This is a genomic window from Acinetobacter sp. YH12145 (genome assembly GCF_013418335.1).
Classification (GTDB): Bacteria; Pseudomonadota; Gammaproteobacteria; order Pseudomonadales; family Moraxellaceae; genus Acinetobacter; species Acinetobacter amyesii.
In genome coordinates this window covers 249,264-271,367 of record NZ_VPCE01000002.1, presented here as the reverse complement: position 1 = coordinate 271,367, position 22,104 = coordinate 249,264, and the positions used below count along the sequence as shown (strand labels likewise).

The 22,104-nt window shown below is 40.0% G+C and carries 19 protein-coding genes and 4 tRNA genes; 13 read left to right on the top strand and 10 right to left on the bottom strand.

The window, feature by feature from the left end:
* Positions 1-34: 34 nt before the first annotated feature.
* Positions 35-946: a LysR substrate-binding domain-containing protein gene (locus tag FTU80_RS02590; protein WP_180084148.1), complete on the bottom strand. Its 912-nt coding sequence runs from the start codon at positions 944-946 to the stop codon at positions 35-37.
* A 102-nt stretch (positions 947-1,048) separates the two neighbouring features.
* Between FTU80_RS02590 and FTU80_RS02585 the strand changes: the two genes are divergently transcribed.
* Positions 1,049-1,900: a pirin family protein gene (locus FTU80_RS02585; RefSeq protein WP_180084147.1), complete on the top strand. Its 852-nt coding sequence runs from the start codon at positions 1,049-1,051 to the stop codon at positions 1,898-1,900.
* A gap of 94 nt (positions 1,901-1,994) precedes the next feature.
* On the opposite strand, the gene FTU80_RS02580 is transcribed toward FTU80_RS02585, so the two are convergent.
* A complete protein-coding gene (locus FTU80_RS02580; RefSeq protein ID WP_257221413.1) occupies positions 1,995-2,978 on the bottom strand; it encodes an alpha/beta hydrolase in 984 nt (327 codons plus the stop codon).
* Positions 2,979-3,313: 335 nt separating this feature from the next.
* Here FTU80_RS02580 and chrA point away from each other — a divergent pair, with 335 nt between their 5' ends.
* Positions 3,314-4,552 (top strand): chromate efflux transporter, encoded by a 1,239-nt coding sequence (chrA, locus tag FTU80_RS02575; protein WP_180084145.1) that lies wholly within the window; start codon positions 3,314-3,316, stop codon positions 4,550-4,552.
* A 35-nt stretch (positions 4,553-4,587) separates the two neighbouring features.
* Here chrA and FTU80_RS02570 read toward each other — a convergent pair whose 3' ends face one another.
* Positions 4,588-5,700: an AAA family ATPase gene (locus tag FTU80_RS02570; protein WP_180084144.1), complete on the bottom strand. Its 1,113-nt coding sequence runs from the start codon at positions 5,698-5,700 to the stop codon at positions 4,588-4,590.
* Positions 5,701-5,842: 142 nt separating this feature from the next.
* The gene (gene sthA / locus FTU80_RS02565) at positions 5,843-7,258 is read right to left on the bottom strand and encodes a Si-specific NAD(P)(+) transhydrogenase (RefSeq protein ID WP_078190237.1); all 1,416 of its coding nucleotides are present in this window, start codon (positions 7,256-7,258) and stop codon (positions 5,843-5,845) included.
* Positions 7,259-7,464: 206 nt separating this feature from the next.
* Between sthA and lipA the strand changes: the two genes are divergently transcribed.
* From lipA to FTU80_RS02550, 3 genes are all read left to right on the top strand, one after another.
* Positions 7,465-8,478: a lipoyl synthase gene (lipA, locus tag FTU80_RS02560; RefSeq protein WP_180004941.1), complete on the top strand. Its 1,014-nt coding sequence runs from the start codon at positions 7,465-7,467 to the stop codon at positions 8,476-8,478.
* 412 nt (positions 8,479-8,890) lie between these two features.
* Positions 8,891-11,404, top strand: a complete 2,514-nt coding sequence (locus tag FTU80_RS02555; RefSeq protein WP_180084142.1) for an acyl-CoA dehydrogenase — start codon at positions 8,891-8,893, stop codon at positions 11,402-11,404.
* 160 nt (positions 11,405-11,564) lie between these two features.
* Positions 11,565-11,951, top strand: a complete 387-nt coding sequence (locus FTU80_RS02550) for a carboxymuconolactone decarboxylase family protein (RefSeq protein ID WP_180084140.1) — start codon at positions 11,565-11,567, stop codon at positions 11,949-11,951.
* 104 nt (positions 11,952-12,055) lie between these two features.
* On the opposite strand, the gene FTU80_RS02545 is transcribed toward FTU80_RS02550, so the two are convergent.
* Together FTU80_RS02545 and FTU80_RS02540 are read right to left on the bottom strand one after the other, a co-directional pair.
* Positions 12,056-12,313, bottom strand: coding sequence for a hypothetical protein (locus FTU80_RS02545; protein ID WP_078190243.1), 258 nt, complete (start codon positions 12,311-12,313; stop codon positions 12,056-12,058).
* Between the two features lie 183 nt (positions 12,314-12,496).
* Entirely contained in the window at positions 12,497-13,675 is a 1,179-nt protein-coding gene (locus tag FTU80_RS02540) for a S1C family serine protease (RefSeq protein WP_078191894.1), read from the bottom strand.
* Between the two features lie 169 nt (positions 13,676-13,844).
* Here FTU80_RS02540 and FTU80_RS02535 point away from each other — a divergent pair, with 169 nt between their 5' ends.
* The 7 genes from FTU80_RS02535 (at position 13,845) to FTU80_RS02505 (ending at position 17,480) form a co-directional block, all read left to right on the top strand.
* Positions 13,845-14,603 carry a Nif3-like dinuclear metal center hexameric protein gene (locus FTU80_RS02535; RefSeq protein WP_180084138.1) on the top strand — a complete coding sequence of 253 codons (759 nt, stop codon included), beginning with the start codon at positions 13,845-13,847 and terminating at the stop codon, positions 14,601-14,603.
* 156 nt (positions 14,604-14,759) lie between these two features.
* On the top strand, positions 14,760-15,386 hold the full coding sequence (locus tag FTU80_RS02530) for a superoxide dismutase (protein WP_078192384.1): 627 nt from the start codon (positions 14,760-14,762) through the stop codon (positions 15,384-15,386).
* 811 nt (positions 15,387-16,197) lie between these two features.
* A tRNA-Asn gene (locus FTU80_RS02525) sits at positions 16,198-16,273 on the top strand.
* Positions 16,274-16,278: 5 nt separating this feature from the next.
* Positions 16,279-16,354, top strand: a tRNA-Asn gene (locus tag FTU80_RS02520).
* 216 nt (positions 16,355-16,570) lie between these two features.
* A tRNA-Asn gene (locus FTU80_RS02515) sits at positions 16,571-16,646 on the top strand.
* 253 nt (positions 16,647-16,899) lie between these two features.
* Positions 16,900-16,975, top strand: a tRNA-Asn gene (locus tag FTU80_RS02510).
* A gap of 22 nt (positions 16,976-16,997) precedes the next feature.
* Entirely contained in the window at positions 16,998-17,480 is a 483-nt protein-coding gene (locus tag FTU80_RS02505) for a DUF2726 domain-containing protein (protein ID WP_218948995.1), read from the top strand.
* Positions 17,481-17,555: 75 nt separating this feature from the next.
* Here the strand turns inward: FTU80_RS02505 and FTU80_RS02500 are convergent, their stop codons facing one another.
* The 4 genes from FTU80_RS02500 to FTU80_RS02485 form a co-directional block, all read right to left on the bottom strand.
* Positions 17,556-17,816, bottom strand: coding sequence for a hypothetical protein (locus FTU80_RS02500; RefSeq protein ID WP_180084135.1), 261 nt, complete (start codon positions 17,814-17,816; stop codon positions 17,556-17,558).
* 183 nt (positions 17,817-17,999) lie between these two features.
* Positions 18,000-19,460: a S9 family peptidase gene (locus tag FTU80_RS02495; protein WP_180084133.1), complete on the bottom strand. Its 1,461-nt coding sequence runs from the start codon at positions 19,458-19,460 to the stop codon at positions 18,000-18,002.
* 122 nt (positions 19,461-19,582) lie between these two features.
* Entirely contained in the window at positions 19,583-20,464 is an 882-nt protein-coding gene (gene ubiA, locus FTU80_RS02490) for a 4-hydroxybenzoate octaprenyltransferase (RefSeq protein WP_180084131.1), read from the bottom strand.
* A gap of 22 nt (positions 20,465-20,486) precedes the next feature.
* Positions 20,487-20,972, bottom strand: a complete 486-nt coding sequence (locus FTU80_RS02485; protein ID WP_111884531.1) for a chorismate lyase — start codon at positions 20,970-20,972, stop codon at positions 20,487-20,489.
* Between the two features lie 202 nt (positions 20,973-21,174).
* On the opposite strand from FTU80_RS02485, the gene FTU80_RS02480 reads away from it, so the two are divergent.
* Positions 21,175-22,089 (top strand): polysaccharide deacetylase family protein, encoded by a 915-nt coding sequence (locus FTU80_RS02480; protein ID WP_180084129.1) that lies wholly within the window; start codon positions 21,175-21,177, stop codon positions 22,087-22,089.
* Positions 22,090-22,104: the final 15 nt, after the last annotated feature.

Sequence of the window (22,104 nt, the reverse complement as noted above, 5' to 3'; positions counted from 1 at the left end):
TTAAAATATTAAAACAATAAGAACACTGCTCAAATTACGGATGATCTATATCTAAGGCCTTAAAACCTGAAATCAAATGGTCTAACATCGCACGCACACCCGGCAGCATACCTTGTCGTGTTACGTAGGCAACATGGATGACCCCTTGCGGCAATTGCCATTCAGGAAACAGTTCAATTAACTCACCACTTTTTAAAGCATCACGTACAAACACTTTGGGCAAAGAAGCGATTCCCACGCCAGAAAGAGCAGCCGAAATCATCGCACTAAAACTGTCAGTTCTTAAGCGTGGATGAAATTCAATTTGTTGAGTTTCACTTTTTTCACGATGTCGGAAATCCCAAAAATGTTTAGGACGGTCAAAACCTATACACGGAAAATTTTGAATCTCAGCCAATTGCTGTGGTATTTCACGCTCGAAGAAAAGTTGTGGCGATGCCACCAAAACATGATCCCAAGCATCTAAATCTCGAACGATCAAATCACTATCCAATAAAGGCATGTTACGCACACGAATGGCTAAATCTACACCTTCCTCAATGACATCAACCCGATGATTGGTCGCTATCAGATGCACACTGATGTCTGGATATTGCTGCATAAAATCGGTGACCATTTTTGCAACAGGCATTTCCACCAAAGCCACAGGACAAGAGATTTTAATTTGGCCACAGAGTTGATCGTTCAACGTACTGAGCACAAAGTTTTCCGTTTCGCTGACTTCCTCTAAAATTTTTAAGCAGTGTAAATAGAACTGTTGTCCTATTTCAGTTACTGTAAATTTACGCGTATTACGCTGAATCAGACGCACCCCCAAACGGGTCTCTAATTCTGTGATACGGCGTGATAGTTTAGATTTTGTAATACCCAATGCTTCACTGGCTTTGGTATAACCTTGGTATTTCACCACTTGCACGAAATAGTAATAGTCATTTAAATTTTGCATGATTGTTTCATTTTTAGAATAATCTGTTGAGTTTTTCGCCCTGTCATTCCCTCACTATACCTCAATAATAGATCTCAGAAGCAATAAATTGAGGGCTGAATTATGAATTCAATCAAACGTGTTTATCATAGTGATCGTAGGACTTGGGTGGGCGATGGCTTCCCAACAAACTCTATGCTCCCTATGCAAGAAATGGGCAATCAAACCAGTCCATTCCTCGTTATGGGCTATACCGGCCAATATCATTTCTCTCCAAGTCATCATCAACGTGGTGTTGGGTCACATCCACATCGTGGGTTTGAAACAGTAACCATTGTTTATGAAGGAGAATTGGAGCATTTTGACTCCAAAGGAAATCACGGCAGCATTGCCAAAGACGAAGTGCAATGGATGACTGCGGGTCGAGGCATTATGCATGAAGAACATCATTCTAAAGATTTTACCAAAACAGGCGGAAATTTAGACATGGTACAACTTTGGGTCAATTTACCTCGTCATGCGAAAATGACTGAACCTCGCTATCAAGAACTGACTAAAGCCAATATTGCTGAAGTTAAACTTGCACAAAATGCTGGCGTGGTACGCGTCATTGCTGGCCAATTTGAAGATACATTGGGCGCCGCTGAAACCTTTAGCCCGATGAATGTATTGGATGTGCGCTTGAATGCAAATGCTGAACAGGAATTTTCATTCAACCCACAGTGGAATAACATGATTTTTGTATTAAGTGGGGCGATCGAAATTGAAGGTCAACGCTTTGATGCGAAACAGACTTTATATGTGAGTGACCAAGTATCGTCCTTGAAACTTAAATCTTTTGAAGCAACCAAACTGCTTATTTTAAGTGGCGAAGCTTTAAATGAACCGATTGCGGCACATGGACCATTCGTCATGAATACTGAAGATGAAATACGTCAGGCATTTTATGATTTTCAACATGGTCATTTTGCTTAAATATTTCCACGATAAAGTCCCAATAAAAAAACCGCCTTCTGGCGGTTTTTTTATATCTATGTTGGTATGAATTACGCATCACGCTTTCAACAGATTATTGCGTGACTTTTTGATAAAACGCATCTATTGCATTGACCATTTGCTCAAGTCCCGGCTGTTCCAAAGGATAATGTCCTGCATTTTTCAACAGCACGACATCGACTGGAACTTGGTGAATCCGTGCTAAAAATGGCTGACTTAAAGCCAAAGGCGTCCAGCGGTCTTGTTCAGGCTGCGTTAGTAAAATTGGGCAGACATCAAACTGCTCCGGTGGCGTGTCATTTTTATAATATAAATACGAATCTAGAAATTTAACCGATACACTATTCCCAGCTGACGTTTTATCTTTTAAAAAGACCTGCAATGCTGCGTCATTATTCACCAAGCGATGCATTTTACTTACCCACCGCATCGGCATTGGCAATGCTGAAAATGGTGTATGTGCTGTCACATGAGCCAGTGGGCTGCCCACGCGGCTCATAAATTTATTCAAAGAGACTTGATCACGCACAGTTTTATTTGAAGTGTCTAGAAAGGTCATACCGACGATACCTTTCACCTTTTTATTTTTTGCCGCCACGTGATAGGTCAACATACCACCTGCACTAAGCCCATACAAAACGATAGGACGATGATCTTTTTGTAGCTCGGCTTCAATGAGGTCATTACCTGCTTGAACCCAATCATCATAACGAATTTTTGAGCCCTTTTTGACTTGGGTGAGGCCATAACCGGGCATATCAATAGCGATAGTTTCATAGCCACGTTGTGCTAAAGGATAACCCAAAATCATCGACATTTGTCGACCATTTGTTCCCACACCATGAAACAGAATCACCTTCACTTTTGCCTGTGGATTCCGATAAGTATCTAAGTGAACAGTATGACCTTGCCAGTTCCACCACTCTTCTTTGGGTCGCTGCGTTTCGTCTAAATGGTATTCTTTGGGTAGATAGTGCTGAATTTCCTGCCAACTGTTTTGATCTGTATAACTTGCTAATGCTTGTGAAGCAAGTAGCTGATCATCTGCAAATGCCATGATTGAAAGTAACGATGCAATGCCACTCATCAACCACTTCAATAAAGCGCTCAAAATTTCTGATAAGGTGTCTGATTTTGGAGAAGTCATTTTTAGACAATTTTTTATGTGTATGTGCTGATGCTAATCAGCGGCGGAAACCGACGCCATGTGCATGTGGGACAGCACTATGTCACTTCGTCCAATTATCTTTTTCCCTGCTTAGCACTTCAAAATATTTTTGAAGCAGGATTTACATACTCCTGCAATAATCAGCCTTTAAGATCTTTTAACTTTAATAATTTTATCCTTTAGAAATTCATAACCTTACTTTTGATTTTAAATATTGGTAACGCATGAGCCAGTCCAAACCACAACGAAACCTTGTCATCTTTCTCACCTTTTTAAGATTAGGGTGTATTGCATTCGGTGGACCTGCGGCACATTTGGTGTTGTTTTTTCAATATTTTGTGAAACAAGAAAAATGGATAACAGAGCATGAATATGTGCATTTGCTTGCCTTGGCTCAAGTCCTTCCAGGCCCAACAAGTAGCCAGCTCGGCATGGCGATTGGATTTCAACTCAACCGCTATCAAGGTGCTTGTTTTGCATGGTTAGGATTTACTTTACCTTCAGCCCTGCTGATGTGTGCCGCGGCCACTTTAAGTATAAAACTCAGTAATCAACTCTCAACTTTATTCTTTCATGTTATTCAGTTAATTGTACTAGCCGTTGTTGCATGGGCATTTTGGCAAATGATGCGAAGCTTCTGTAAAACAAAATTTCAGTATCTAATCATGCTTTTAGCTGCATTTTTTATTTATTTCTTTCAATTTTCTCTAAATCAAGTTTTGGTGATTTTATGCGCTGCAATTATCGGTTTAGTTTTATCGTCAAATCAATTACGCAGCCAAAAGCCAAATATCACCAAAACAGTTCCACCCAAACATGACAGTTTTAGCCAAAATGCACATGAAAATACTCGCACCTCTTGGCTATGGCTTCTCGCCTTTATCAGCCCTTTTTTCGTTCTGCCATTCTTCGATATACAACATAGCAATGTATTGGCTTTCAGCTTAGAAAGCTTTTACCGCACAGCATCCTTCATCTTTGGTGGTGGACATATTATTTTGCCATTTTTACATCAGGACTTTGTCTCTACAGGACTGATCAGTAATGAAAATTTTGACTTAGGCTATGCCCTTGCACAACTCGTGCCGGGACCTTTGTTTAGTTTCGCCGCCTATCTCGGCACACTTTTACCCATGACTGATGTGCCAATCTTGAATGCCGCACTCGCGACGTTAGCGATATTTTTACCATCATTTTTATTATTGTTTGGCTTATTGCCCTATTGGAATAAATTGATGAAATACCCGATACTTTTTGGCACCTTAAAAATAATCAATGCGGCTGTCGTTGGTTTATTACTGTGTCTACTATTTCAAATGAGCCAAAAATACATCATTCAATGGACAGACTTTATATTTGTTGCCGTCGTTATTGCTTTACTTCGCAGCAAACTGCCAGTTTGGTTCAGCTTAATAAGCAGTTTTATCGGCTATTACGCTTTTTTAACTTTTCTGCCTTTTTAAACTTAAGCAAAAAAAACTAGAACTCAAGGAGTAAATTAATCCTCATCGATTAAGCTTGCGCCCTTGACCACAGTTTTCCCCTCGACTTGATCTAGTTGATAATGCTGCACATCACTATACTGTTTGATCATTTCAACCAGTTCATTGGAATGTGTGGTCAACCAAAGCTGCGTATAGCGACTTGCTTCGGCAATCAGCATCGCCAAGGCAGATAATAAATCGGGATGTAAGCTATTTTCTGGCTCATTCAGTGCCATAAAATTTGGGGGTCTTGGACTCAATAAAGCCACAGCTAAACACAAAAACCGTAAAGTCCCATCTGAAAATTCAGCACTTTCCAAAGGTCTTAAGATCCCTTGCTTTTGCATCATCATTTGAAAGCGCCCACCCATTTCCTGCACATAAAATTGGGTCTGCGGAAAGGCTTTTTCTAGTACTTCAAACAAGGTTTCACTGTTGCCACGCTCACGTAAAGTTTCAAAAGCCGCAGCTAAATTTGTACCATCATGCGCTAAAACTGGCGAACGAATGCCCACCTGTGGGACACGGATCGGTGAATTTCCACTGACTGAAAACTCATGATAAAAGCGCCAGTTTTTCATGGTCTCACGCACTTGTGAAACTTCGGGATATAAATGTGGGTCGGACAATTGTCCAAACACCGACTCTTCAGGTGTTAAAGACATCGGATAAGCAATCCGTTCTTCATCAACATTTTTAAGAAATGCCGCTTGGTTGGTTCTCTCTAACAACTCGCTCATTTTTCGACGTTGATAGCCGCTTAACCAAATCCCTTCAACTTTGACCAAAGGATCGAGTGCAAACAAGGTGATGAGCGGTTCAGGAAAACCAATTTCAAGTTGATATTCATAATGCTCCATCTCCACTGCAAGCTTCATGCGCTTAGGGTCTTTCGATCGATCACCCGCACGGTGACCACCTGCCCACATGATTTTTTGAATCCCGCCCTCATTTGCAATAGCTTGGGATAATTGGCCATTTGCAGCTTCATGCAGGAGACGTACAGCTTTATATAGATTGGATTTACCACAACCATTCGGACCACTGACAATATTCAGACGTGACAAGGTCAGACTCATATGATGAATAGATCGAAAACCTTGAATAGTCACTGAACGGATCGTCATGAGTTACCTAAAATGAGTTGGAAATGTTGATGATTATAAGTTTATTGCTTGTATATTTTTCATGCACTTTATTCTAACAATAAAAAACCCGCAAGCCGAAACTTACGGGTCTTACATTGCACAATCTAAGTTAAATTTAACCTTAGAATAAGCGGTTCATACCATTCAATGTTGCAACACGGTACGCTTCCGCCATAGTCGGATAGTTAAATGTGGTTTCTACGAAATATTTAATCGTATTGTTCGGGCTATTCATCACGGCCTGACCAATGTGAATAATTTCCGCAGCATTATTACCGAAGCAATGAACACCTAAAATTTCTAAAGTATCACGATGGAACAAGATTTTAAGCTCGCCCACGGTGTCACCTGTAATTTGCGCACGTGCCAAATGACGGAAAGATGCCTGACCCACTTCATACGGAATTTTTTCTTCCGTTAACTGTTGTTCAGTTTTACCAATCGAAGAAATTTCAGGAATTGTATAAATACCTGTAGGAATATCCGTTACAGGTGCAATTCCTTCTTCACCGCTCATGTTAGAACCAGCACAGCGACCTTGGTCATATGCAGCAGATGCAAGTGATGGCCAACCGATTACATCACCCGCTGCAAAGATATTCTCTACTTCAGTCTGATATTGATCATTCACGGTTAGTTGACCACGGCTGTTTGGTTTGATGCCTACATTTTCTAGACCTAAACCATCTGTGTTACCAGAACGGCCGTTACACCACAAAATCGCATCCGCTTTAATTTTCTTACCACTTTGCAAGTGAAGCACCACGTGGTCATCATGTGTTTCAAGATGATCAATCTGTTCGTTGTGGCGAATCAGTACACCCTGCTCACGTAAACGATATGACAATGCATCTGAGATTTCATCGTCTAAATAGCTGAGTAATTTGTGCTGTGTATTGATCAAATCGACTTTGTGGTCTAGACCAATAAAGATAGAGGCATATTCACAACCAATCACACCTGCACCATAAATGATGATTTTTTGGATTGAATAATCCAGATCCAAAATTTTATCTGAATCAAATACGCGAGGATGATTAAAGTCTAAAGCAGCTGGACGGTAAGGACGTGAACCTGTTGCAATCACTAATTGCTGGAATACTAAAGTTTCCGTCATACCTTCATTACTAAAAATCAAAACAGTGTTTTGATCTTGGATATACGCACGGCCGTGGAAAATATCAATTTTATTACGGTCATAAAAACGTGAATGCGTTTCAACTTGTTGTTGAATCACTTTATGCGCATTACGTAACACCTGTTTCATCGTGAACTGTTTCCATTCACCGACTTTTTGGAACATAGGGTCACGTTGGTAACGTAAAATGCTTGAAACGGTCTGACGCAATGCTTTACTTGGAATTGTTCCTACATGGGTACAGTTACCACCAAGCTGTTCACGCATATCTACAATTGCAACTCGCTTACCTGATTTAGCAAGTTTCATTGCAGCGCCTTCACCCGCAGGGCCAGAACCCAGAACTACCGCATCGTATTTCACGAAAGTTCCACTAACGACCTCTTTCTTACGTGGCATTCAACGCTCCTTTACAAATATTCTTTAATCTAGGCTGTATTATGACGTATATCCTAACTTTTTTGGATATTTAGCTCACATATATTATGTGATAACCACATTTATTATATGAATATCGTTTTCCCCCTATTTAAGCTCAAGTCCGCTATAATGATCGAGCTAATTTTTTGAATATCTCCTCGTCAAAAACAGTGGAAAAGTTGAATATGTCTGAGAACCGTAAACCTGTACAGGGTGTAAAACTTCGTGGCGCAGAAAAAGTCGCTCGCATACCTGTGAAGGTTGTGCCAACGGTTGAAACGCCTCGTAAGCCTGACTGGATTCGGGTCAAAATGGCTGCCCCTGATGAAGTTCAACGTATTAAAACAACTTTGCGCGCACAAAAATTACATACCGTGTGTGAAGAAGCGGCTTGCCCGAACTTACCTGAATGTTTCGGTGGCGGTACTGCAACCTTTATGATTATGGGCGATATCTGTACTCGTCGTTGCCCATTCTGCGACGTTGCGCATGGTCGTCCCAATGCTCTTGACCCAGATGAACCACGCCATATGGCAGAAACCATTGCCAATCTTGGTTTGAAATATGCCGTAATTACGTCGGTCGACCGTGATGACCTAGTTGATGGCGGCGCACAGCACTTTGTTGACTGTATTAAAGAAGCTCGTGACTTGAGTCCAAAAACACTTTTGGAAATTCTAGTTCCTGACTTCCGTGGTCGTATGGATGTTGCCCTTCGTATTATGACGGAGTGTCCACCTGATGTCTTTAACCACAACATTGAAACCGTGCCACGTTTGTATAAAGCAATGCGTCCGGGTTCTGACTACCAACACTCTTTAAACTTATTAAAAATGTTTAAAGAATACTGCCCAGATGTTCCTACCAAATGTGGTTTGATGGTCGGTATTGGTGAAACTGAAGAAGAAGTGATTGCGCTATTAGACGACTTAAAAGCACACGATGTTGACTATGTCACCATTGGTCAGTACTTACAGCCCTCTAAAGAACATGCCCCGATCGATCGTTTCGTTACACCTGAAGAGTTTGATCGTTACACTGCACATGGTCAAAAGCTTGGTTTCAAAAACATTTGGGCTGCACCAATGGTCCGTTCAAGCTACTTTGCTGACCGTCAATACTATGGTGAGCCAGTACCTGCGGTACGTCGTAAAACTGATCCTGCAAAGAAAATTGCAGTTCAAACGATTGAAGCTTAATCACGCAAAGATTTAAAACATCGCAAATTAAAGCCCTCATTGATTGAGGGCTTTTTTTGTGGCTTTCACACACTCAGCCTAATTCGTTTCCCAATATAAGATCTTTCGAAAATTGTCCGTTCCTTAAACGTTATCCAATATATCGAATCATCCAAGTTTACGTAATGTGACATTTTTTTGCCCGATAGGGATTGTATTGTGATTATTTATTAATCAATCTATTGATAACACATTATTAGCGCTTTCATTATATTCGCGCAATTGTCCAATCACACTCACCAGCCGAGTGATGCCATTTTGACAGTCTCATGCACTTTAAAATCAGAAAGACAAAAGATGAGATCATTTTTAAACGCATGTAGGCTGTTTTAAACGCATAACGCTCTGGCCCTTGTCACTGGAGCCATAACAAATGCTATTTATACTCAGTGCAGTACTCTTTATTTTTGCTCTTTGGGCCGTTTTTTTCTTTGAACTTTCACGAGCTGTAGGCGCAATAACACTGATATTTGTTTCAATTGCACTCGCCTTTTTAACCCCATGGTCATTAATACTTGGCATCCCGCTTATTGCTTTAAGTTTAGTTATGTTGATTGACCCACTGCGGCTCAATCTGCTCACCAAACCTGCCTATAAAACCTTAGCAAATGCGATGCCGAGTATGAGTACTACGGAACGTGAAGCGTTGGATGCAGGAACAAGTTGGTGGGAAAAAGAGCTATTTATGGGTGCGCCTGATTGGAAAAAATTTGAGGCTTATCCCTATCCACAGCTTAGTGCTGAAGAACAATCCTTCATTGATAATGAAGTCGAGCAACTTTGTGCCATGCTCAACGAGTGGGATATTCACCATAAACATAAAGACCTCCCACCAGAAGCTTGGCAATTCATTAAGGATAATGGTTTCTTAGGATTGGTGATTCCAAAATCTTACGGGGGCCGTGAATTTAGCTCATTTGCACAAAGCCGTGTCATGAGCAAGATTGCATCTCGCTCACTCACTGCCGCAGTCAGTTGTATGGTGCCCAACTCTCTTGGACCGGGGGAATTACTTCTACACTATGGTACCGAAGCACAAAAAGACCGATACCTCCCTGGCCTTGCAAAAGGTGAAGAAATTCCATGTTTTGGACTCACCAGCCCTGAAGCAGGCTCAGATGCAGGCGCTATTCCAGATACAGGTGTCGTCTGTTATGGCACTTTTGAGGGACAACAGGTGCTCGGCTTAAACATGAACTTCTCCAAACGCTGGATTACTCTTGCACCAATTGCCACCGTCATTGGTCTTGCATTTAAGTTATACGATCCAGATGGCTTATTGGGAGATAAAAATAAAACGGAATATGGTATCACCTGCGCGCTGCTACCGGCGAGTCATGACGGTGTCGTTACAGGCCCTCGTCATAATCCAGGCTCACCATTTATGAATGGGACAGTTGAAGGTAAAGATGTCTTTATTCCCTTAGACTGGATCATTGGAGGGATTGAAAATGCCGGCAAAGGCTGGCGTATGCTGATGGAATGTTTAGCGGTCGGTCGTGGTATTTCACTCCCTGCATTGTCAACAGCAGCCGGAGAAATGGCATATTTAAATGTTGGTGCATTTGCCAAAGTTCGTCAGCAATTTAAAATTTCTGTAGGTAATTTTGAAGGTGTACAAGAAGCATCGAGTGATATCGCATCAGATGCATATATGCTTGAAGCATTCCGCTATTTGGTGACTTGTGGTTTAAACCAAGGCGGCAAACCTGCTGTAATGACTGCAATGGCCAAATACTATGCCACTGAAACCATGCGGAAAGTGGTGAATCATGGCATGGACATCGTCGGTGGACGTGCTGTGCAAATGGGACCTCGTAATTTTTTAGCTTTGAATTATCAGGCCATTCCTGTGTCAATTACTGTCGAAGGTGCCAATATTCTAAGTCGCTCTCTGATGATTTTTGGACAAGGCTCAATGCGGTGCCATCCATATTTATTTGAAGAGCTACAATTACTTCAAGCCGAAGATAAAAACACTGCACTCAATGCATTCAATGAAATGCTCTTTAAGCACTTAGGGTATACCTTTAACCGAACTGCACGTGCTTTTGCTTATGCCTTCACTGGTGGCCCATCAGACTCACCTGCTTCAGCAGATGAATTTAGCCGCCCCTACTATAAAAAAATTAATCGATTCAGTGCTGATTTCGCGCTGACTGCTGATATGTGTCTCGGCCTTTTAGCCGGCGATATTAAACGCAAAGAAATGCTTTCGGGACGTTTGGCGGACATTCACTCTTATTTATTTATAGCAACGGCTATTCTTAAATATTATGAACAAGGTCAAAGAAGTGAAGCTGAACAATTACATGCGCAACTTGCATTAGATAAAGCTTTGTACAATGTTGAAGAAGCTTTCCAGGGCTTATTTGACAACTTCCCAATGCGGCTGGCAGCAAGCGTAGTAAAAATCATCTGCTTTCCGTTGGGACGAGTTGTTGCTAAACCGACAGACCGTTTAAAACGTGAAGTTGCCACTCAAATGATGCTAGACAATACTTTCCGCCAAGAACTGAAAAAGCACGTGTATTACAGCACTGCAGCAGATGAAGTTTCTGGTCGTATGGAAAATGCCTTTTTACAATTGTTGAAAATTGAACCGCTGTGGAACCAATTTAAAAAAGCTGAATCTAAAGGCCAATTTAAAGGTTTAACTTTTGAAGCACATATAGCCGATGCAATTGCACAAAAATTCATTACAGCCTCTGAAGCTGAACAGCTCAGCACTTACAACATTCAACGTTATGACAGTATGCTCACAGATGTATTTGACATGCAGCTCATCCACGAACTTGAGTTATCCAATCCACATTTAACCGTTACACCAGAAGTAAAAAAGCAACAACACACCGATGATGAACCAGAAGCCTTCCTGCGTTATTAATCAACTTCTGCATCGCTTTTAAGCTTTATTTTTCTCAAAAATAAAAGCCATTCCACTGTTAAACAATGGGATGGCTTTTTTATACGACCATCAGCCAATGGTATCGCAGAGTCAAAGGTATAGGCTGTACTGCAAAATTACATCACAGAGGGTTTGCTGCATGTCACAACAAGATTATGAAAATGGCTTAAAAGTTCGTACTGAAGTTATGGGTGAAAGTTTCGTCAAACGTGCTCAAGACAATACCGTGCCATTTACTCAACCTTTGCAAGATTGGATTAATGAGCATGCATGGGGTTCAACTTGGCAGCGTGAAGGCGTTTTACCCCGTAAATATCGCTCACTGATTACCATTGCATTTTTAACTGCACAAAAAAGTCCAACAGAACTCAAAGGTCATGTCCGAGGTGCTTTAAATAATGGGGCGACTGTAGAAGAAATTCAGGAAGTGTTACTTCATAGTTTGCCATATTGTGGCGCACCGGCGACTCAAGAAGCCTTTCGTGCGGCACTTGAAGTCATTAATGACAATCAAAAATCTAAATAAGTTACTGCGTTATAAAACGGCTTTAGAAAACTACGATTATCGTGGTTTTCTAAAGGGTTTCATCTTGTTTTTAACTTAGGACCTTAAATGCAGTGAATCCCGAATCAAATCCAGTAGACATTAAAATTATAGAAGAATTCATTCACTTCAAATCGAACTTGATATCCCAATTCTGTAAGCTCAGCAGATAGACTTCGAATCTCTTCTAAAGCTAAGTGCTTGGGTAAAACCGTAAATACGGCGGTATTCCCCTGTTTGGCATTTTCTTCAATCAGCAAAGCCAAACGTGCCTTATATAAGGCGATATCTAAATTGGCTTGACTGGATAAAACTTTGGCATGTTCTGCGGGTAAAAAGCTCATATTCTTATACGCTTATCTGATTATTATTGCTTATAAATTAAGCCAAATTCAGCAAAGTGTGCAATGCTTTTTTGTAATTAATATTTCAATTTTAAAGCACATTGTTTGGCCCAAACGATGCACGTCAAAGCGTTATGCAAAAAAGAATTCAAAAAAATCCCTCATGAAGAGGGATTTTCTATACTAACGTGGTAATGGAATATATTGCGAGTCACTGTTTTGAGTTTGCGGTTTACGCTCTCCTACTTGTACCGGCAATGTCATCGCCTTACCATCTCGCTCAATATCAATTTGCATAGTGCTCAATGGCGCTTGCTGTGCAACGTAATTGATTAAATGTGAGGTCGAGGTAATTAGCTCATTATTCACTTTCATGATTTTATCACCACGTTTTAAACCTGCTTGTGCTGCAGGTCCATTACGAATAACATCTGCCACAATCACACCATTCACCCGTGGATCTAAAATATTTTCTTGTTTAATTGGAAGTAAACTAATACCTAACCAACCACGTACCACTCGCCCATCTTTTAAAATAGCGTTCAGCACTTGTTGGCACACTTTTGCAGGAATGGCAAAACCAATCCCCAAAGAGCCACCTGACTGCGAGAAGATCGCGGTATTTACACCAATTAAGTTCCCTGCAACATCAATTAAAGCACCACCAGAGTTGCCGGGGTTGATCGCAGCATCTGTTTGAATAAAGTCTTCGTAAGTGTTGATTCCCAAATCTGAACGACCTGTAGCTGAGATAATCCCTTGCGTAACCGTCTGACCCACGCCAAAAGGGTTACCAATCGCTAGGACGACATCACCGACTTCATTGCCACTTAGCTTAAATGGCAAAACTGGTAATTGACTCATTTCAATCTTAATCACTGCTAAGTCTGTATCTGGGTCTGTACCCACAACTTTCGCTTCAGCACGACGACCATCATGTAAAGCCACAACGATCTGATCGGCCTGTGCGATCACGTGGTTATTCGTCAAAATATAGCCATCTGGACGAACAATCACACCTGAACCTAAACTATTTTCGTTTTGATTGGTTTGATCTGGAAGTTGATTACCAAAAAACTCACGGTAAACAGGATCATTTAATAAAGGATGATCCAATTGTTTCACTTTTTGCGTAGTGAAAATATTGACAACCGCTGGAGCAGCAACTTTTACCGCAGCACTATACGAAACTACACCGCCTGTACGCGACGTATCAATGAGGGGCTCAACCTTTTCTGCAGGCATTTTAACCCCATCTGGGGCAATGGGTGCTTTAGGTTTTTGAACCTGTTGCCATGTAAAGAAACCGATGATCACAAGTATTAATAATACCCAAGGTAACCATGTAAAGGTCCGACGCACGTCTATATCCTCTAAATTTTATAATTCATTGATGGCTAAATAATTTATATCGTATTGTAATGTAATATTTTCAACAAACTTAAAAATAAATACAGAGATTTGTGATTCTTTAGTTACAATTTAAACAATCGTAAATTTTGATGCATCTCTTTGAGATTTTGGACAGTATATGGCTCAGTTAAGTGAAATTATTCAGTGGTGTGACAGCACACTCAAAGCACATGAATTTAAGGACTATGCTCCCAACGGCTTGCAAATTGAAGGCTCAGCAGAAGTGCATAAAATTTTATGTACAGTTACCGCATCACAAACAGCGATTGAAGCCGCGATAGCAGCGAAAGCTGATTTGCTATTGGTACACCATGGTTATTTTTGGAAAGGTGAAGCTTACCCAATCACAGGTATGCGTGGCAAACGCATCAAAACCCTGATCAAAAAAGATATTTCATTAGTTGGCTATCACTTACCTTTAGATAGTCACCCTACTTTAGGTAATAATGCAGCGATAGCAGATTTGCTCGAATTAGAGAATATTGAAGCCTTAGATCCTACTGAGCGCAATCCTATTGGTAATGTTGGTTATTTAAAACAAGCAATGACTCCAGCGGCGTTTAAAGACTTCGTTTCTGAAAAATTAGGATTTGATGTCATTCACCTGCCGGCAGATAAACCATCGATTCAAAAAATTGGTTTGTGTACGGGTGGCGCACAAGACTTTATTGGCAAAGCCGCTGCATTAGATTGTGATGCGTACATTTCAGGTGAAGTGAGTGAACGTACTTTTTACGAAGCTGAAGAATTAAATGTGCATTATTATGCATGTGGACATCATGCAACTGAAAGATATGGTGTACAACGACTCGCAAAAGCTATTTCAGAACAGTTCAATATTGAGTATAGTTATTTCGAATTAAACAACCCGATTTAATTTAAATCGTCTTGGTCTTTGGCTCAGTCCTTATACGTATATTTTCAGGCTTTATTCTGTATTGTTATTTATAAGCAATGCGCATTTTACTGCAAGAATCTATTACAATAACGGTACTTAATGTCAAAACCCAGCAAAATGCAAGGAATTGAAAACATGACAACGATTACTTTACCAGCGTTACCTTACGGTTACGAAGATCTTGCTCCGCACATCAGCAAAGAAACTTTAGAATACCATCACGACAAACACCACAATACTTATGTGGTTAATCTAAACAAAGCAATTGAAGGTACTGACCTTGCTGGCAAAACTTTAGAAGAAATCATCACTGCTGTTAAAGGCGATGCTTCTAAAGCTGGTATCTTCAACAATGCAGCTCAAGTATGGAACCACACATTCTACTGGAACTGTATGGCTAAAAACGGTGGCGGTAAAGCTACTGGCGCTTTAGCAGCTAAAATCGACGAAGCTTTCGGTTCTTACGAAAAATTCGCTGAAGAATTTGCAAATGCTGCTGCAACTCAGTTCGGTTCAGGTTGGGCTTGGTTAGTTGCTGACGAAGTAAACGGCAACCTTTCTATCCTTAAAACTTCAAATGCTGACACTCCACTTGCTCACGGTAAAGTTGCAGTGTTGACTATCGACGTTTGGGAACATGCTTACTACATCGACTTCCGTAACGCTCGTCCTAAATACATCTCTACTTTCTTAGAAAGCCTAGTGAACTGGGACTATGCAAACGCTAAATATGCAGGTCAAGCTGCTGGCGTTGAAAAATAAGTTTTAAAACTTATTCAAAAGTCAAAAAAATCACCCTTTTAGGGTGATTTTTTATGCTTTAAATATCATACGGCCACAACAAACAATATTACACAAAAGAATGAATCAAGAGCCATTACTAATCATAAAAGCAAAATATACCAAAATATTAGTGATGTTTATCTTTATCACTATAATCCAGTATGTGAGTTACTCTTATGTTCAAGAATCTATTAAATATAGCTTTAATTCAGCACTAATACTGACTGGATTATCAATTATGGAATTCGTCTTAATTTTACTTATCATCAAAAATGGACTGCCACAAATTAGATTTTTCGAAAGTCATTGTATAATTCAACTTTATATAATGAAAATTCAGTTTAACTATGATCAAATAGAAAGCATATCCATTAACAACACAAAAAGTCACTACAAACTATTACCTGTCGGTAATGAATATTTATTAAGGATTGTATTCAAACACAATCAAAATCTTTTTAATCTACTCCAAAACACCATTAAACCTGTTATGTCTTTTTCTAAATTTCATTTAGATACCTTCGCAAACCATCAAATTTTAGAAATATATTTATTATTCCAAATTATAATTCCTTTAGATCAAGAGAAACGCATAACTACGCTTAAAAATTTAAATCTACAAAATTTGACGATAAAGCAAATCAGCAACCTAGATGATATAAAAAACTTCAAAAATAACCGCTATTTAAGAAAAAATTTCTAGACTTGAACAATAAAAAAACATTCAAATAGTCATTTCATCAAATCTGCTTGACCACTTTAAAATTCATCCCTAAAATGCGCATCAGATTCTCCAATAGCTCAGTCGGTAGAGCGACGGACTGTTAATCCGCAGGTCCCTGGTTCGAGCCCAGGTTGGAGAGCCATCTATTCTTCCATAGCTCAGTCGGTAGAGCGACGGACTGTTAATCCGCAGGTCCCTGGTTCGAGCCCAGGTGGAAGAGCCAGATTCTAAAAAGCCCACTCATTGCGAAGTGGGTTTTTTATTGCCTACTATTTAACAAAGCATACCTACTTTTTTGTTTATGCTTTCCTAAAAGTATCCGTATAAGTACTAACTTGTCTGATTCGGCTATTTTTAAAACACTTAATTTGATTTTTCTGTATTTTATTTAAATCAGGCTTGACCACCCTCCCATACATCTTTAGAATCCACTTCAGATTCTCCAATAGCTCAGTCGGTAGAGCGACGGACTGTTAATCCGCAGGTCCCTGGTTCGAGCCCAGGTTGGAGAGCCAAATTCTAAAAGCCCACGCATTATGTCGTGGGCTTTTTTATGCTCTGACTTTTGTTTTAAGATAAGTATAACTTGCTCTATGACCTAAGCTATTCACTTAGCTCTCCGACCACATTAAAGAATAGTCAGAGCTTAAGTTTTAAAAACGCTTTATATTAAAGGTGTTTATATTTAATACATTCAGCCTAAATTTCCTTATTTTTTGCAATTCTGACTTGACCTCACTGCATTTGCCCCATAGAATGCGTGCAGATTCTCCAATAGCTCAGTCGGTAGAGCGACGGACTGTTAATCCGCAGGTCCCTGGTTCGAGCCCAGGTTGGAGAGCCAAATTCTAAAAAGCCCACGCATCATGACGTGGGCTTTTTTCATATATGTAGTTTATTCCGTGCCAGATCTCAGTCAGTTCATATTTTTTATTATTGGTTGCTTGGCAACTTTTGCCCTTGTCTGCTTAGTCTTTCCCAGACTGTTTAGAAGCAAACAAAAGTTTTTCCCACGTCGTGTAATCACTGCCTTTGAAAGTAAGATGTTTCATCGTTTAAATGAAGCATTTCCGAACTACCACATTTTAGCCCAAGTGGCTTTTAGTGCACTGATCACCAATCAAAATTATAAAATCAGAAATAGATTTAATCGAAAAGTCACTGATTTTGTCATACTTGACCAAACTTATGAGGTGCTTGTGATTATCGAACTGGATGACCCCAGTCATATAGGCAAAGAGCAAGAAGATGCTGAACGTGATGCAATGCTTGAAGAAGCTGGCTACCGTGTAATCCGCTATACCAGTATTCCAACAGTTCACACACTCAGGCATGATGTAAATAAATAGTTGTTAAATACCTAAAGTACAATCGAACATTGAGTGAATGCGCATTGCATTCACATCCATAACGTAAGCAGAATTTTATTGAGCATTTGACTCTTGAGCAGCCAGCACTTCTGATACTGCTTGGTCAGCCTCAGCAGCCAAAGCCGCATCTTGAGCTTCTTTTGCTTTAATACGCTCAATCATTTCAGCTTGTTGTTGCTTATATTTTTCTTGGTTTTTGGCATCACTATTGACTGCAAGAAAAGCCATGCTGACCAAAAATATAGGAATCAATAGCCCAAGTGCCATCAGAGTGATCATCTTTTTGGTATTGGGTTTTGGCTTAACTTCAGACATAACTATTCTTTCATATACATAAATAATTCGACGCCCAATATAGCAAAAAACAAAATTCGCTCAAGTATTCATAACATTCTTTGCTCGAACTAACTGTGCCCCTCATTTTTAAGGATTGAATGATTAGTAATCCAATATGCAAAAAAAAAGGAGACATGCTCCTTTTTTTATTATTGAAAAAACTTAGCTTGAAGCAGCTACTCCCTTACAATGTGGACTTTGGCTTGCATCTTTTTGCTCATTGGTTAAGACAATACCTGTACCTGCAGACATTTTAGCTTGAATAAATTCGACCGCTTGCGCATTTCTACAGATAATTGCCTGTGTATGACTTGCATTTGGCACAACGTCTAATTGATAACCTTCAGCATAATTTGCATCTGGGAAATACTTCTTCGCTTGTGTTTTCATATTTGCAAATAGCGCTTGCGTAACCACAGGAATAACTGCCTGATCATTTGCACCTTGAATAATATACACAGGCGCTTTAATTACTTTGGCAGCAGTTGCATTTGTCGCTGGCTGATTATCATTTAAAAATTTCTGAACAACAGGATCGGTATCAATTTTATTCAGATCAATTCCATACTGTGAAACTGTATGCGTTGGATCCTTTAAAAATTCAATCACAGCTGCTTTAAACTGTTCTTGCAAACCATTTGCGCCATTTGGATCGGCATAACTTAAACATGCACCGTCATCCCCTGTACGTCCATAGGCTTTTTCTGCAATAACACCAGCATCAGCAGTAAAAATATTTTTTAAATCATAATTTGGCTCATAGGCTTTAATACCTGAACTGGTCAATGCAGCATATGCCAAAAGCTCAGCATAGCCATCTGCAATTTGATCAATTAACGCTTGTGCTTGAACCTCAGAAAGCTGCCCCATACTAAGTGCATAACGCACTTGTGCCAACTGTTCATCCAATCTATTCAATCCATGGGGTTTAGGTTGACCGTTTGCATCAACATTTAGTTTTGGATCTAAATAGATCTTAATAATCGTGCCTAAACTCGACGCAGGTGCGGCTGCTACTGCACCTTTATAGTTAGTATCGGTATTCGCAAATTCCGCCGTGCCTAAGGATGCATGACCACCTTGCGATTGACCAATCGACATCCACTGACCATTGAGTTGCTTACCATAATGTTCTTTTGCCGCTTTAACTGCAGTAAGCGCCGAATTTGCCGCACTTGATAAATTAAGGTATGGATGAACTCCTTTGGTTCCTAAGCCTTCATAGTCTGGCGCCACAATTACATAACCTGCCGCCATAAGCGTGTTGGCTAGAATTTTAAAACGTGGATGAATTACATTTCTACTTGGCGCACACTCATCTCCTGCTCCGACTGTCCCATGCTCCCACACCACAACGCGATACCCATCTTTAGGTTGTGTAGCTTTTGGAAATAATACCAAGGCTGTTGCAGTCGCTGCTTTCCCCTGTACATTTGTCATGTTATAGGTCATGACTTTAATGGACGATGTATTGTCTACTGTATTGAAAGCATAATTTGCTTCAGACACAAATGTTGATTTTTGATTCGAAGATGATGAGTCATTATCATCGTCATTACACGCGGTTAAAGACAGCATAGAAACTGCAACTGTCAAAGCTAATGCTATTTTTGAACGTTTCATAAAATATCCTTTTTCATCATTATTCTTTAAACATGAAACTACATGCCTTTTTATTAATGCATAAAAAAAAGCACCCGAATAGGATGCTTTAGTTCAATTTAAACAGTTTCAGATCAATGACATTAAAGAGCCAATGCCATAAAAATTCCAATAAAAATCATAAACCCTACCCAACGGTTATGGCGAAACGCCCAAAAACATAACTGCGGATCACGGTCTTTAGTTTTAGTCCATTGGTAAATAAAATCGGCAGCCACAGCCAACATTGCAACTAAACCAAATGGCATCAAGAGATCTTCTAAATACAACGCAGAACCAATCAATACAATGCTTAGCGCCTGTAATAAAGAAATGATTTCAATATCGTATTTACCAAATAAAATCGCAGTCGATTTCACGCCAATTTTCAAATCATATTCACGGTCAGTAATAGCATATTGTGTATCATACGCAACCGTCCACGCCAAATTACCAAAGTACAATAACCAGCAAGTCAAATCAGGTGTTTGCCCCACAGCGGTATAGGCCATAGGAATCGACCATGAAAATGCCGCGCCTAAAAATACTTGTGGCAGATGCGTGTAGCGTTTCATAAAGGGATAAATGAACGCTAAAAACAATGCACCAAAGGACCAATAAAAAGTTTCTATCGGTAAAAAGAACAACATACATGCGCTAGCAAGCACCAAGATCAAGAACACATATATGGCTTCTTTAGCACTAATCACCCCAGTGGCTAAAGGACGATGCTTGGTTCTTTCCACAGCACCATCGACTTTACGGTCAGCAAAGTCATTAATCGCACAACCTGCTGCACGCATAAATATCGTGCCCAAAATCATGGGAATCAAAATACTGAATTGCGGTGTTCCTTGATTGGCAATCCACAGTGCCCACATGGTTGGCCAAAAAACCAGTTCCGTGCCAATTGGCTTATCGAAGCGACATAAATAGTAATAAGCTTCTAAACGCTGCTGCCAAGTAATCTGTTGCACCACGGCCATGACTGTCCTTCATCTGGTAATGTTATTTCTGCAAATATTGCTCAAAACTCGCTAAAAAAGTTTCCTGAACTATAAATTTACAACCATGCCAAGTATAACAGCTCTGACGTGTCCAACCATCGTCTAGCCACAGTACACGCCGCTCACACTTCGGATTGGTACGCTGAAATAAAAAATGTCCGATCGGTTTTTTACCAATATGCTGAAAAATCCGCGCACGTCCTTGTATGCTAAGGATTGGAAATATACTTTTTGCCTTGACCCACGGCTCAGCTTCACAGCCATATAAATAACTTTCACGTACCCAAGCTGTGTGCTGTATTGGCATTTGTAGCCACCGTGCATCTTGAAGCGTCATACGTTGAAATTGCTCAATACTCGGCTCAACTTTAAATACACCTTGGGCAAAATCTGTTAATTGTTGGGTTAATGAACCCGAAGCATACAACCATGTTCTTAATTCAGGAGACATTCTTTTATCCCGCATTTCGCATGCTTGACGCTGCATATTTCATTTCCCTTTAACCATTTGCTGAGTATAGCGAATCCCTAGTGTAACTAACTCAACATCGTTTTTCATGACCCATAGCTTGTTTTCAGTAAAATGAACAAAACCAAAACTGCTTAAGTACTTCATTACATTTGCAATCAACACAAACCTCACTTACACAGTATGATGTCGTGGATAACCACTAAATTACACAAGCATAATGTTTCCATTTTACCCGCTACATGTTTTTATTTTTTTCGTTTTACTTTGTGCCAATATCACGGCTCAAGCAAAATCTATTGCGCTCAGTTTTGATGATGGATTAAATCCAGTGTTTAACGCACAAGCGGAACAAATCAATGCCCAAATTTTAAAACATCTGCATGATCAACAAATCAAAACTATTGTCTTCCCTAGCCTGATTAAAATTGGCGATTATCAAGGTAAACAACTGATTCAAGCGTGGGGACAATCTGGCCATCTGATTGGCAATCATAGTGCACTGCACCAAAATCTGAATAAAGAAAATGTCACATTAAAAGATTATCTGCACAGCATTGAACATGCGGATACAGTGTTAAAAACGCTGCCGAATTACACACGTATCTATCGTTATCCATTTTTAAAAGAAGGTAATAGCGCTGAAAAACGTGATGCTGTCTATCAGTGGTTAGAGCAGCATCAATACCGCATTGGCGGTGTGAGTATCGATGCCAGTGACTGGTTTTATAACCAAAAATATCTCGACTATGCCAAACAGCAAGATCAGGACAAATTAGACCGACTAAAACAAGCATATATTGCTCACCTGCTTCACCGAGCAGATTATTATGACCAACTTGCCCAGCTCACCATAAATCGTTCACCACAGCATGTTTTACTTTTACATGTAAATGCTATTAATGCCGCATTTTTAAAAGATCTCATTACCGCCTTTCAGCAGCATGGCTGGACATTTATTTCAGCAGCAGACGCCCTACAAAACCCACTATATGCACAGCGCAGCCAAAACATCCCTGCGGGAGAGAGTGTGATTTGGTCCATTGCCAAAACCAAAGGATTAGAAAACTTACGCTACCCTGCCGAAGATGCGCCTTATGAAATCGACAATTTAAAACAGCATGGTTTGCAATGACGATTAGCAAATCAC